11 protein-coding genes are annotated in these 13,811 nt (G+C 44.5%); 4 read left to right on the top strand and 7 right to left on the bottom strand.

Features of this window, described 5'->3' with window-relative positions:
- Positions 1–6: 6 nt before the first annotated feature.
- Positions 7–606, bottom strand: coding sequence for a TetR/AcrR family transcriptional regulator (locus BMX95_RS30050; RefSeq protein ID WP_081200309.1), 600 nt, complete (start codon positions 604–606; stop codon positions 7–9).
- Between the two features lie 436 nt (positions 607–1,042).
- Between BMX95_RS30050 and BMX95_RS30045 the strand changes: the two genes are divergently transcribed.
- The gene (locus tag BMX95_RS30045) at positions 1,043–1,966 is read left to right on the top strand and encodes a PfkB family carbohydrate kinase (protein ID WP_081200307.1); all 924 of its coding nucleotides are present in this window, start codon (positions 1,043–1,045) and stop codon (positions 1,964–1,966) included.
- A gap of 81 nt (positions 1,967–2,047) precedes the next feature.
- On the opposite strand, the gene BMX95_RS30040 is transcribed toward BMX95_RS30045, so the two are convergent.
- From BMX95_RS30040 to BMX95_RS30030, 3 genes are read right to left on the bottom strand one after another with little or no spacing between them, the layout of a single operon-like run.
- Positions 2,048–2,263, bottom strand: coding sequence for a type II toxin-antitoxin system HicB family antitoxin (locus tag BMX95_RS30040; RefSeq protein ID WP_081200305.1), 216 nt, complete (start codon positions 2,261–2,263; stop codon positions 2,048–2,050).
- Positions 2,250–2,486: a toxin HicA gene (locus BMX95_RS30035; RefSeq protein WP_081200303.1), complete on the bottom strand. Its 237-nt coding sequence runs from the start codon at positions 2,484–2,486 to the stop codon at positions 2,250–2,252. Before BMX95_RS30035 ends, BMX95_RS30040 begins: the two co-directional genes overlap by 14 nt.
- Before the next feature lie 53 nt (positions 2,487–2,539).
- Positions 2,540–4,270 carry a lamin tail domain-containing protein gene (locus BMX95_RS30030; RefSeq protein ID WP_081200301.1) on the bottom strand — a complete coding sequence of 577 codons (1,731 nt, stop codon included), beginning with the start codon at positions 4,268–4,270 and terminating at the stop codon, positions 2,540–2,542.
- A 363-nt stretch (positions 4,271–4,633) separates the two neighbouring features.
- Here BMX95_RS30030 and BMX95_RS30020 point away from each other — a divergent pair, with 363 nt between their 5' ends.
- Positions 4,634–5,644 carry an aspartate-semialdehyde dehydrogenase gene (locus BMX95_RS30020; protein ID WP_081200297.1) on the top strand — a complete coding sequence of 337 codons (1,011 nt, stop codon included), beginning with the start codon at positions 4,634–4,636 and terminating at the stop codon, positions 5,642–5,644.
- A gap of 62 nt (positions 5,645–5,706) precedes the next feature.
- Here BMX95_RS30020 and BMX95_RS30015 read toward each other — a convergent pair whose 3' ends face one another.
- The 3 genes from BMX95_RS30015 to ligA form a co-directional block, all read right to left on the bottom strand.
- On the bottom strand, positions 5,707–6,381 hold the full coding sequence (locus BMX95_RS30015) for a DUF2461 domain-containing protein (protein WP_081200296.1): 675 nt from the start codon (positions 6,379–6,381) through the stop codon (positions 5,707–5,709).
- Between the two features lie 191 nt (positions 6,382–6,572).
- The gene (locus BMX95_RS30010; RefSeq protein ID WP_081200295.1) at positions 6,573–7,136 is read right to left on the bottom strand and encodes an NUMOD4 domain-containing protein; all 564 of its coding nucleotides are present in this window, start codon (positions 7,134–7,136) and stop codon (positions 6,573–6,575) included.
- A 68-nt stretch (positions 7,137–7,204) separates the two neighbouring features.
- Positions 7,205–9,304: an NAD-dependent DNA ligase LigA gene (ligA, locus tag BMX95_RS30005; protein WP_081200294.1), complete on the bottom strand. Its 2,100-nt coding sequence runs from the start codon at positions 9,302–9,304 to the stop codon at positions 7,205–7,207.
- Between the two features lie 472 nt (positions 9,305–9,776).
- Here ligA and BMX95_RS30000 point away from each other — a divergent pair, with 472 nt between their 5' ends.
- Together BMX95_RS30000 and BMX95_RS29995 are read left to right on the top strand one after the other, a co-directional pair.
- Positions 9,777–10,499, top strand: coding sequence for an NUDIX hydrolase (locus BMX95_RS30000; RefSeq protein WP_081200293.1), 723 nt, complete (start codon positions 9,777–9,779; stop codon positions 10,497–10,499).
- A 316-nt stretch (positions 10,500–10,815) separates the two neighbouring features.
- Entirely contained in the window at positions 10,816–13,803 is a 2,988-nt protein-coding gene (locus tag BMX95_RS29995) for a SusC/RagA family TonB-linked outer membrane protein (RefSeq protein WP_081200292.1), read from the top strand.
- Positions 13,804–13,811 lie beyond the last annotated feature (8 nt).

Genomic DNA, 13,811 nt, shown 5'->3' with positions numbered 1-13,811 from the left:
GAATAACTATGCTTGTTTACGGAGGCCATCAACCAGGATCTGCACCATATTATCTTCCAGCACTTCACCGGCAATCTTCTTTTTACTGCGGTGCCAGCTTTCGATACCACTTACCGCATGCAGCATGATCAACACGGCTGTGGGGGCATCTATCGGTTTTATTTCTCCTTTGCGAATTCCTTCTTCAATAACCAAAGCAATGCGTTGCCGGTAGGCTCGGCGCTGGCTTTGCATGTTCGATAAGTAAGGATCGGTAAGGTGTTTCCATTCCCGGTCGCTTACATATACCTCTTCATAATTGTCCAGCATTTGCTTTATATGGAACCGGAGAATCTCCTGGATCTTTTCAATGGCGGTTTTGTTAGGGTTGGCGTCTACTTCCTCGATGTGCGACATAAAATTATTCGCCGTTTTAAAACAGATCTCCTGTAGGATCTCGGCTTTTGAGCTGATGTGATTGTACAGGCTGGCAGCTTCTACGCCCACATGTTCGGCCAGGTCGCGCATGGAGGTGGCACTAAAACCCTTTTCGCGAAACAGCTTGGCTGCTTTGGCGATAATTACATCTTTCCTTGTACCGTTTCTGTTCCTTTTAATTTTAGCCATATGAATGGGGGTCAAAGATAATAAAATGCTAACAATTGTTAGCGTGATTTACATGATTACGGGTAAAAAAATAAAATTAGCCTACTAACGAGTAATCGGCAATAACACCAAGTGGGCAGTAGTGCTGTAAGCGGGTCATAATCATGGCAGCCGTGGAACGGATGCGGTAGTTAATGTAGTTGAACGCTGTATATATTAGTACCAATCACCAGCGGTCGAATGTTACCAGATGGCGGCAAGTTAATAAATAGTCAGCCAAAACCTGCTGGTTGTTTCAACACATCCAAAATTTCGCGTAGGTTTGCACGCCGCAACCACCTGCTTTCAGCCGGAAGCTGGCATTTGCAGCGGTTTTCACCTATTTCTTCATTAATAATTTAACTATCCACCCGGTGCCGTCTGATAGGGATGGGCTACAGGGGTTAAAATTTTGCTTATGTCTTTGATCGTTGTGGGCACTATGGCCTTTGATGCAATTGAAACGCCTTTTGCCAAAACCGACCTTATTATAGGCGGATCTGCCACTTATGTAGCCTATGCGGCCAGTAATTTTGTTCAGCCTATTCAGCAGATCTCTATTGTGGGATTCGATTTCCCCAATGATGAAATGCAGGAACTGGAAAGAAGAGGTGTTACAATGGAAGGCGTTAAAGTAGTGCCCGACAAAAAATCCTTTTTCTGGAGCGGCCGCTACCACATGGATATGAACAGCCGTGATACACTGGTTACCGATCTGAACGTATTGCTCGACTTTGATCCTAAAGTGCCTGAATCATACCAAAGCGCGGAGTTCCTGATGCTGGGTAACCTGGATCCCAAGATCCAGATGAGCGTGATCAAACAAATGAAAACCCGTCCCAAGTTGATTGTGATGGATACCATGAACTTCTGGATGGAAGCCGCAATGCCCGAGCTGGAAGCTGTGTTGAAAGAAGTAGATGTGCTGATGCTGAACGACAGCGAAGCCCGCCAGTTGAGCGCTCAGTTCTCCCTGGTAAAAGCAGCGAAAGAAATTTTGAAAATGGGGCCCAAATACCTGATCATCAAGAAAGGGGAACATGGCGCGCTGTTATTCCATAAAGACCAGGTGTTCTTTGCGCCTGCATTGCCCCTTGAGGATGTATTTGACCCTACAGGCGCCGGAGATACTTTTGCCGGCGGTTTTATTGGTCATATCGCCCGTACTAAAGACATCTCGTTCGATAACATGAAAACGGGTATTATAGTAGGATCGGCTATGGCTTCTTTCTGCGTAGAGAAATTTGGTCCTCAACGCCTGAAAGAGATCACCCGCGCCGACATCGACAACCGCATTCAACAATTCGTTGAGCTGGTGAATTTTGATATTGAGCTGGTTTGAAGGACAGCCCCCGGTAACTAAAATAAATAGAAACCTCCTCCCGATGCTTCGAGAGGAGGTTTTTGCTTTTTAATGATTTATTCAGGCATACATCAGTTTGCCCTTAGGCTCTGGTATTGTACGCCCAAGAGATAGTGCAGCATCGATCCACTCATTAATTACAACCTGCACGTTTTGTACGGCTTCCATATAGGAGTTGCCATCGGCCATACAACCAGCCAGCTCGGGCACTTCAGCAATAAAGGAATTATCCTCTTTGCTCCAGTATATAATTATCTCGTATTTACTTTCCTTCATCTGATATTAATTTGTACTTAATAATCAATTCCCTTACCTGCTTTACCTGGTAAGGTTTGGCTTTCCCATTTGAAGGCTGAATGTTAATGATCTCTTGATGACTGCCTTTAATTCTTTCTTCGAATTCCAATTTTGATAATATACATTTCAATTCTTCAAAGTCCATATTTCGATCTGAAAAACCAGAAAGCAGTTTCTTCATCAATTTCTCAAATTTACTCATTTTGTTCCGGTTATTATAATGGCTAAATGGTTTTGATTTCCAATGTATAAGCGCTAAAATCTCCTCGCCAGCGTAACAGTTTGCTTAAACTTCTTTTTTCTGCCCTGCGCATTAAACAGTTCAGTTAATACTATGTAAGTGCCGATGGGCAGCTTATTTGATCTGTCGCCTAACCCATCCCAGCGGAAGCGGCCCGTGGCAGATAAAGTAGCACCTTGAACCAGGTAGCGTACCAGCCGGCCGTTGGCATCATAAATACGGATGTTGGCCACAACGCCAGGCTCGGGCAACTGATAATCGATCACCGCAAAATCATTGAACCCATCATTATCAGGAGAGAAAACGGCAGGATTTATAGTTACCTGTCCTTGTATTTGGGCATCACCCATAAGCTGGGAATTGGGATAACCCGGCGTGCCGAAGCCTGTTGTGGATGCGGCCGACGCCCAGTTCGATCTATCCTGCGTTGGGCCATTGTAATTGATCCGCTCCAGCGCAATACCTTCTTCGTCATTGATCAGTCCGAAATGCCAGTTGTGATCATACTGCAATTCATCAACAATAATTCCCTGCATATTTAGCAACACAAGAGTGCCCTTATCATCAGGTAACGACGGAAGCGCTGACAGTTCAATAATTAAATCGGGATCTTTAATAAGGTACTGCTGCTGTAACCAATATTTGTTTTCAGTTAGCACCCGGTATTCACCGGGAAATAATAACCAGGAAGTAGCGTATAACGGCGTAATACCGGTTAACTGACGGGTGCCATTGCGGGTGGCCAGGTAGAGCTGTTTCAAATCGATGACCCGGTTACTGCGGTTGTATATTTCAACATAATCGAACCCATTGGGTGGCGGGTTGAAAAGAATTTCATTGATAACTACGAACTGGCTATCAGCCATAACCGGTAAACCTGCTTTGGCGGTGTTCAACTGGTTTATTGCGTTGCCCGCACAATCTTTTACATGGAGAACGGTTAACCCATAGACCAGTTGGTTATTTAATGTTGTGGCCAGGTTCAATGCCACTTCTGTGCACAAGGGTGAAATAAGGTTGGCCGAAACGGGATGCCCTACACCATTATTAATAGTATAGTTTTCCGGAATTACAGCAGAGTTACTATCCACTGGTTCTTCGAACCATGCTGAAATCGTGATGCTGTCTGTTGTGGTGGTCCTTATCAGAGCCGGTGGTTGTTCATCGGGGTTATTGTAATCCACTGCGTTCTTTTTACCAGGTGTTCCACCGATATTACCGGTACTGGCTTTCCAGTTGTTGGTGCCTGCACAGGGATTTCTGGTATCGATCATTTCCAGCGACCAGCCTCCATCACTCTTGACTGCATTCTGGTACCAGCTGGTATTATAACCAACCGTATGAACCAGTCTGCCATCTGAGGCATACAATGCAATAACATCAGCCTCGTTATTAAGGGAAGGGAAATTGCTTACACCAATGGTTGTACCAAAGCCTGCAAACAGGTCGACTGCACTGTTTGGACAAACAATAACAAAACTATCCGGCTGTAATGTAAAGCCGATGGCAATAGTAGCCGTAGTACTGCCATCGCTTAATTTCCAGTTACGGATATTATAAGCCGTTGTAGAAACGTTCTTCAGTTCAATAAATTCCGCATTAGGTAATTGAACCGGTGGTGAGGGATCGGGCAGCAATTCATCGATGACAACATCGAAGCGATTGGGCAATTGCGCAAAAGAAACTGCAGCAAAAAACAGGCAGCCGAAAAACGGCAGCAAACGTTGAAATACAGGTAGCACCATGGTTATAGACAGTTTTAATACTATCTAAGCAGAGCCAGGCCAAAAGGGGAATAAATGTATTAGATATTAATAGAATAAGCCGGTAGTTGGTCGGATAACTTTAGTTTTTGAGTCCAATACGGTCAAAAAATTAAATTTGGGCATACAACAAATGCGAATTAATTTTGGCCTTCGAAATGCAAGTGATAAAGAAACATACAAAGACTACCAAGACAAGCTCCATACACGGGGAAGGTTAAGGACTACTTTGTATACCAACATATTCAAGAGCCTTCCCCAAAAACGGGAAGGCTTTTTTATTTTAACACGCTTACCTGAAAAAGGGAGTGTTCAACCAAAAAAACAAAACAAAAGGAGCAAAACATGAAAGTTGCGGTTGTAGGTGCCACCGGTTTAGTGGGTACCAAAATGTTACAGGTATTGGCCGAGCGTAATTTCCCGGTTACAGAATTATTACCCGTAGCCTCTGAAAAGTCTGTAGGTAAGGAAGTTGAGTACAAAGGAAAGAAGTTCAAAGTGGTAAGCATGACAGATGCTATTGCCGCAAAACCTGCTGTAGCGCTGTTTTCAGCTGGTGGCAGCACCTCACTGGAGTGGGCGCCCAAATTTGCAGAAGCCGGCATCACTGTTATTGATAACTCTTCGGCCTGGCGGATGGACCCTTCTAAGAAATTAGTGGTGCCTGAAGTAAATGCACATGTACTGAGCGAAGCTGACAAGATCATTGCCAACCCCAACTGCTCCACCATTCAAATGGTTGTGGCTTTGCAACCTTTGCATAAAAAATATAACATTAACCGTATTGTAGTATCTACTTATCAAAGTGTTACCGGTACTGGTAAAAAAGCGGTTGACCAGCTGATGGGTGAACGCCAGAAAGCAGTGAAAAGCGCTAATGGTGAATACCCAATGGCTTATAAATACCCCATTGACCTGAACGTTATTCCCCAGATCGACGTATTCCTCGATAATGGCTATACGAAAGAGGAAATGAAAATGGTGAACGAAACCAAAAAGATCATGGGCGATGATGCTATTCGCGTAACTGCTACCACCGTTCGTATTCCTGTTATGGGTGGCCATAGCGAAAGCGTGAACGTAGAATTCTCAAAAGATTATGAGCTGGGCGAAGTAAAACAGCTGTTGCAAACAGCTCCTGGTGTAGTGGTGGTGGATGACCCCGCTAACCAGCAGTATCCTATGCCAATGGATGCGCATGAAAAAGATGAAGTGTTTGTAGGCAGATTACGCCGGGATGAAACCCAGCCTAATACCCTCAACATGTGGATCGTTAGCGACAACCTGCGTAAAGGTGCTGCTACCAATGCGGTTCAGATTGCTGAGTACCTGATGGGGAAAGGTTTGTTGAAATAAAAACGTAAAAAAGAGGAATGAAAAAGTAAACCTTTAACATTCCTCTTTTTTATTTAATGCTATTATTCTGCACTGTCAAGAGAGCGATTGATGAACTGGATCATCGGCTGCAGGGTTTCGAAGGCCACCAGGGTTTTTTTAACCAGGTCTTTTACAGTGAGCTCGGTATCTTTTACAGATTGCATTGCGATCCAGCTTTTCAGCTTTAAATATTCGGCTGCGGGATTGTCTTTTTCAAACCCCTGAGGCACCCGGCTTAACCCAATGCCTTCTTCCTTGTACAGGTCGCCATAAATAGTGGTGAATTTCTTTGCCTGTACGATCTTCTTAAATTCATCGTAACAGTAGTCTATTTCCTGGCGAACTTTCTTCATTTCAGTGGGCATGGGCATCCAGATACCGCCACCAACAAAGCTTTGGCCCGGTTCCAGATGAATATAATAACCGGCAAAAATGGATTTCCGGCCGCCGCGTTTGATGCTGGCGCCCATATTGTTTTTGTAAGGTGATTTGTCTTTGGAGAAGCGAACGTCGCGGTTAATACGGAACATACTTTTTTTGGCTTCCTGTTCACGTATGGTTTCGTCTTTCAGACCATGTTTATCGATAACAACCTGGATAAACGTTTCAAAGTCCTTTTTGGCATCGTCGTATTGTTTACGATGGGCATCGAACCATGGTTTGTTATTGTTCTTGGAAAGGTCTTTAAGGAATTTTAATGTGGAGGGTTGTAGCATGCGCAAAGGTAGGAAAAACAGCGGGCAAAAGGCAGCGGGCAGAGGGCAGAAAGAAAAGGCAAAAGACAGAAGGAAAACAGTTTAAAGTTGAAAGTTGAAAGGGAAGGTGACAACTCACTATAAAAAAATAAGTGGTGTGAAAGCTAGCCTTTACAATCACACCACTTATTGTCTGCGTTAATTACCGGGCGTTATTTGATCCTGCCCCAGTTTTCACCACTTTTTATGCGGTACATGGTCATCTCGGAGACGCCAAATTTTTCCGCTAATTTTTTAATGGTGATCTTCCGGTTCTTGTCGTTGAGGATCTTTTTAATGCCTTGAACCTGCTTCGCATTCAGCTTCAAGCCTTCGGTTCTGTTTGCCTGTACTTTTTTGTAGGCAATTTTTGCGGGGCTGTGTTGCTGATGTTCAATCATTTCTTCAAGTGTAGCCCATTTCAGGTTCTTCACTGCGTTGTCAAGCTTATTGTGATTGATGTGAATCACATACTTGTTTTTAAGTGAAGCTTTCTTCAGAAATAACCGGGCAATCTCACGGTGAATGTACAGAGTACCGTTGTTGCCTGGACGATGGAGGTTCAAAGTTCTGTAACCGGTAGTTAAAGAACCCTGAAGAAGTTTACCGTCTTCAACAACGTCTTCTGTGTAGCTGGCTATGCGTCCCATGGAGGATAACGCATACTTTTTACGGAGGTGTTTCCAGCCTGGAAACTGTAGTGGTTTCCACACCTCGTTGGGGAGTTTTTTTATCATCGCCTTTTCCTTTTGGCTAAAGTTACAAAAAAACAAATGTGAAATTCAAACAATTGATAAGAATCATATCAATGATGTATAAGGGACAGGAATTCGGCTTCGGTTATAATCTTGATTGATGTTATTTTTTTGGCTTTTTCGAGCTTACTTCCTGCCTCTTCTCCCGCTACCAGATACGTTAAATTGGCACTAACACTGCTTAGAATCTTGCCTCCGTTAGTTTCAACCATGGCTTCGGCGTCACTTCGCTTGAGCGTGGGCAAGGTGCCCGTAAATAAAAACGTTTGGCCGCTCAGGTTGCCTCCCGTTACCAGGTCTTTTTTGTCGTTTTTCAGCTTCAGGCCCAGCTGTTCAAGCTTTTGGAGGGTAGCTATATTGTCCGGATTTTGGAAAAACTGATGTACACTGCCAGCCACTTTTGGCCCAATATCCTCAAGGTTTTGGAGCTCTTCAAGCGAATAATCCTTTAAATCTAACAAATGCTTAACCGAATGGGCAAGCGTTTTTGCGGTTGTTTCCCCTACGTAACGGATACCGAGGGCATATATCAGCCGGTGTATGGGCTGGGCTTTGGAATTTTCAATAGCGGTTTGCAGGTTGGTGATGCTCTTCTTGCCAAATCCTTCTAACGTCCCGATGTTATCAAATGGCAGCTCGTATATGCCTGGTACGTCTTTGAGAAAACCTAGCGCAAAGAATTTACGAATGTTTGCTTCTCCAAGCCCTCTGATGTCCATGGCATCTTTGCTGGTAAAGTGAATGATGCGTTCCACCACCTGGGCCTCACAGTTGATGTTGCTGCAACGCCAAACGGCCTCTTCTTCGGGCTTTTCGAGCTTATCTCCACACACAGGGCAGTGGGTAGGGAACACAATCTTTTGTTCATTACCGGTTCTCAGTTCGGGCAGTGATTTAACAATGTAAGGGATCACATCGCCGGCCCGTTCAACCAGTACCGTATCGCCTATCATCAGGTCTTTGTCTTTGATCACTTCTTCGTTAAACAGTGATATAGAACCTACTGTAACACCACCGATTGGTACGGGATCGATCTTGGCAACAGGGGTAACCGAACCGGTACGGCCAACCTGAAATTCAACGGCCCTTAATTTACTGGTAGCCTGACGTGCCTTGAATTTATAAGCAATGGCCCAGCGCGGGTGATGGGTGGTCATACCCAGCACGTCGTGCAGGTGAATGTCGTTCACTTTTATTACCATGCCATCTATCTCGTAAGGCAGGTCATCGCGTTGTTGCTCAAATTCATGACAATAGGCAATTACCGCTTCAATGCCATTCAGCACTTTCTTTTCTTTCAACGGGCTGCGGAAGCCAAGTTCCCATAACATGGTCAGGCAACCGCTGTGGGTATTCAGTATAGGATCGACGTCTTTACCGGGTAACTGGGTATAATGACTTACATGGTATAAAAAAGCTTCCAGGTTTCGTTTACTCACCTCCTTTGGGTCCTTTATGCGCAAAGTGCCGGCGGCCGCATTGCGGGGATTGGCCAGTGGCGGCAGGTTTTGTTCGGCCAGCTGGTCGTTGTACTTCTTGAAGTTTTGTTTGGTCATTAACACTTCGCCCCTGATCTCTAACTGCTCGAGACCATATTTTGAGATGGCTGCAGATAATGGGATAGACCTGATCTGTTTTATGTTGGTTGTAATGTCATCGCCCTGTACCCCGTTGCCCCGGGTAGCACCGCGTGCCAGCATGTCTTTTTCAAATATCAATGAAATACTGGCCCCGTCGAACTTGGGTTCTACACAATATTCCAGCACGTCTACTTTGGCCAGTTCCCTTGCCCGGCGGTCGAAGTCAACCAGGTCATCGGCGTTGTACGAGTTATCGAGCGATAACATAGGCACCAGGTGCGATACTGTTGGAAACTCTTTGGTAAGCTCTTTAGCTACCCGCTGGGTAGGTGAATCAGGTGTACGTAATGCTGGGTTCTCCGTTTCCAGTTTCTCGAGTGCCTTATATAGTTGGTCGTATTCGAAATCGGCAATCAAAGGATCGTTCAGGATATAGTACCGGTGTTCATGGAAACGCAATGCATCCCGCAGTGACTCAATGTCTTTGTCGGTTATATGACCTTGCGAGTTCTTTTCCATTAAACCGGTAGTCAGCTTTTGTAAAGCTTTTGTTTGGTCGGGAGAATACATAAGTATGTTATTACTGTTTTATGCGAAGTTAAATCAATGCCCTGTTTCACAGGCCGGTCTTTAGTCACCCACTGGAGCGTCACGGATATTGATAAAAATCAATTAGTACATGCGCCCCAGCCGGCAAAATAGCCCCTTTTATTCAAAAAAGGCCATATGACCATGGCCTTAACAGTTATAAAACTAATTAACAGGCAACGAGTTGCGGCTGGGCCTGGGTTTCATAAACAGGTATGGTATTTGAAACATGTCCGTGGTCAACAAGTGGAGTAAAAAATTAACAACCGTTCGGGAGTGAAACAATCAGTATATCTTTACGCAATAGATGATCACCGCCTTACCGGCCCCGTCCCGTTTGTTGTAATTTGCCAGTTGTAATTTGCTTGATTTTTCAAATCTGCCTGTTGACTGATCATGACAGGTTTTATGTTTATATCACCAATTTCTTAACCCTGACAATCTGCTTATAGCCATGGGAACAGCATTACAAAGAACCATTACTCAATTACGCTCTGAAGACCGTGAGTTTTTTCAGATCGCTATCTCTGTTGACTGTGTAATTTTTGGTTTTGACAAAAACGAGCTGAAAGTATTACTTATTAAATCCGACCTGGAAGAGTTCAATAACCAATGGTCATTACTTGGTGACCTGGTACGCCCCGATGAGAACCTCGATACCGCCTCATACCGCGTATTGAAGCACCGCACTGGTCTTGATGATGTTTATCTTGAACAGGTATATACTTTTGGTGAGGTAAGCCGGCACCCTGCCGGGCGTGTTATCAGCACCGCCTATTATTCACTGATCAATATCAAGGACCATCAACCCATGCTAACAGACAATGAGTTGCACTGGCATCCGGTAAATGAGATCGCTAATCTTGCGTTCGATCATAAGACCATCCTCGACACCTGTTTGGAAAGGCTGCAATCAAAAATTGAAGAACATCCCATCGTTTTCAATTTGTTGCCCGAAAAGTTCTCTCTCCGCGAATTACAAAACCTGTATGAAGCCATTCTGGGTGTAAAAATGGACCGCCGTAACTTCCGTAAGAAGTTCTTCCTGATGAACTGGCTGGAAGATATGAATGAACTGGAACAGGATGTTCCACACCGTCCGGGAAAACTATACCGTTTTAATGCCGCCCGTTTTTCAAATGGGAAGAAGACCCAAACCCCTGTGCCTGTACTATAACCCAACATTATCGAAAAATAAGGTGATTACTATCAATATTTAAAAGCTGCATAATATGCAGCTTTTTTTTGTTGCGAGTGTCTTGTTTAAAGAGAGTCACACTATTCTTACTATAAATCTGGTACATGCGTGTCAGTGTCCCTGGCCATGTAACTGTATTACAACTTCTTGTATTAAGGCTGTATTCTGTAGCAATTAAGTTTCGGAAAGCATTGACTGGAGCGGGTTTTATTTTTTGGAGTCTAAGAAATTAAGTATAATTGTGTATAGGTCACACATTGGTATCATTGTTTCTTAACCAATAACTACTTCTATTATGCCCTCAAAACGATTGCTAAAGGCAACACTGCCTTTATTATTTGCTATTTATTCTATCTCCGCCTATTCTCAAACAAAACAAATTACGGGTAGTATCAAAGACAGCAAGGGAACCGGTATTGCGGGGGCCTCTGTTGTTATTAAAGGTTCCAAAGGTGGAACCACTACCAATGCCGAAGGGATCTTCAGACTGGCAGTTCCCGAGGCAACCAAAACGCTAACCGTTAGTGCGGTTGGTTTTACCGCCATGGATGTGGATATTTCCACAAACACTACTGCTGACGTTACCTTAGTTGAAAGCAACGCCAGCTTGAATGAAGTGGTTGTTGTTGGTTACGGTACGGCAAGAAAACGTGATCTGACAGGGGCTGTATCTTCGGTTACGGCCAAGGAATTTAACAAAGGACAGATCAATACACCTGAACAGTTATTGCAGGGTAAGGTACCAGGCTTGCAGATCACCAACAGTAGTGGTCAGCCGGGTGGACTTACCATTGTAAAGATCAGGGGTAACAACTCCATCAGAACGGGTAACACCCCTTTGTATGTAGTAGATGGGATCCCATTGGATGGAAGAACTGCCCGTCCGGATTTTTCACCTTCCGGTGTAGGTGCCACACCCGCGAGTGACCCCCTCACTTTTATAAACCCCAATGAAATCTCAGATGTACAGGTATTAAAAGATGCCTCTGCTTCTGCGATTTATGGATCTCGCGGGGCAAACGGGGTTGTATTGATCACTACTAAAAAGGGAACTCCGGGCGTAATGAAGATCGATGCCAATGCATCGGCCGGTTTTAGTGATGAAATGAGGAAGATAAAAGTGCTGGACGCAGGCGGGTACCGCGCTGCGCTGGCTAAGTACAACGCTCCTTTATCTGATTCGGGTGCCAGCATCAATCCATTTGATGAGATCCTCCGGCATGGTTTCACACAAAACTATTCACTGGCTTTCAGCGGCGGAAATGACAATGGCCGTTACCGCGCTTCTTTCTTTGCAGGCGACCAGGACGGTATCATTTTAAAGACCAACCTAAAAAAGTATACCGGGAACTTTAATGGGCAGTATAAATTTTTCGATAAAAGGTTAAGTATTGACTTTAGCGCTACAGCTTCACAGGTTATGGAACAGGTGGCACCCATTTCGCAGGATGCGGGCAGTAATGGGAACCTGATATCACTGGCGTTGATCTGGAACCCAACATTGCCATTGAAACACAGCGATGGAACGTATAACCAGGCAAACCCCAGCGGCCAGGTTAATCCGCTGGCTATATCAGACGCTTATAATGACTATGTAAACATTACTACCCTGCTGGGAAATGTAAACGCTGGTTACAAGTTTACCAACTGGCTGGAATACCGGTTCCTGTACGGCCTTAACTACGGCCGGGGCGACAGAAAGGGTGAGATCCAGGGCTGGATAAAGGGTACCGGCGGCGATGCCGACGCAAAAGGGCTTGCCGCAGTATACGGAAGAAATTTATCATCACAGACAATTACCCACACCCTTAATTTCAACAAAGACCTCTCCGACGATTTTACCCTGAATGCATTGATAGGGTACGAATACTGGAAAACCAATTACTGGGGCAATACCACCTATGTATATGATTTTCCTTACAACCTTACGCAAACCAGCCGCACAGGAATACATTACTATGATAATATGGCTGCAGGAAAACAGGGTAACTTACAGGCCGCTTCGTTCCGCGATCCGCTGGTTGAAATTCAAAGTTACTTTGCCCGGGCGATCCTGGGATTTAAAGACAAATTTAATTTAACCGCTACCATTCGCCGGGATGGCTCAAGCAAATTCGGTTCCAATAACAAATATGCCAACTTCCCTTCAGTTGCTGCATCCTGGACAGTGAGCAGTGAAGATTTCATGAAGGACCTGAAGGTCATCAATTTTCTTAAAGTACGGGTAGGTTATGGTGAAACAGGTAACCAGGAATTCCCGGCCAATGCGGCACTCGACGTATACCAGTATACTAATAATGGTACTTTATCAACGCTGCATTTTGGCAATCCCGATCTGAAATGGGAAACAGTAAAGTCTATCAATGCCGGTGTCGATTTTCAGCTGATGGGCGGCAGGATCTATGGGTCAGTTGATTATTTCAACAAGAAAACAACCGATCCTATTATCCTGAAAACAATTTCGCAACCCTTCCCCGGGGCCAGCCAGTATATAAATATTACGGATGCCTATGTTAGGAATAATGGGGTGGAAGTTAGCCTTGGTGCAGATATCATTACCAATAAGGATTTTACCTGGAGTGCCAACGGAAACGTAACCTTCCTCAAGAACAGGTTTGTGTATCCGCAGGCAGGAACGGCTCCTTATTTATTAACAGGTGCCTTGCATGGTCAGGGAACCAGTGGTGCCTATTCTGAAGCCATTGCCAACGACCAACCTTTAAACGTTTTTTGGCTGCCCGTGTTTTTGGGATTTGATAAAGATGGTATAGGTACTTATAAAAATAATGGAACGCCCGAATATGTGGCTGATCCTAACCCCAAAGCATACATGGGTTTCAATACAGATATTGGGTATAAAAAATGGAATTTGAATCTGGGGGCGCATGGCCAGTTCGGCAACAAGTTGTACAACAATACGGCCATGAGCGTACTGAACATTTCAAATATAGTTGGCGGCCGTAATATAGCCGAAGACCTGCCCAATTCTGCAGAGAATGTTGCCAATAACATTGCCACCTCAACCCGCTTCCTCGAAAAGGGCAGTTATGTGAAATTACACAACGCCAGCCTGTCGTATACTTTTGGCAATATTGGTAACCAGGTAAAAAATCTGCGGGTATCAGCTACCGTAAATAACGTCTTTGTGATCTCAAAATACAAGGGCTTCGATCCTGAAGTGAATGTTGATAAAGCATTGAATGGAGTACCGTCACTGGGTGTTGATTATATAGGTTACCCAACCCAAAGGACCTTCTTATTAGGTGTAAGCTTTCAATTATAACCGTAACT

Origin of the sequence: Niastella yeongjuensis (genome assembly GCF_900110245.1) — a bacterium.
Taxonomy (GTDB): domain Bacteria; phylum Bacteroidota; class Bacteroidia; order Chitinophagales; family Chitinophagaceae; genus Niastella; species Niastella yeongjuensis.
Note: the sequence above shows the minus strand (reverse complement) of the source record. Positions and strands in the feature narration are given on the sequence as shown.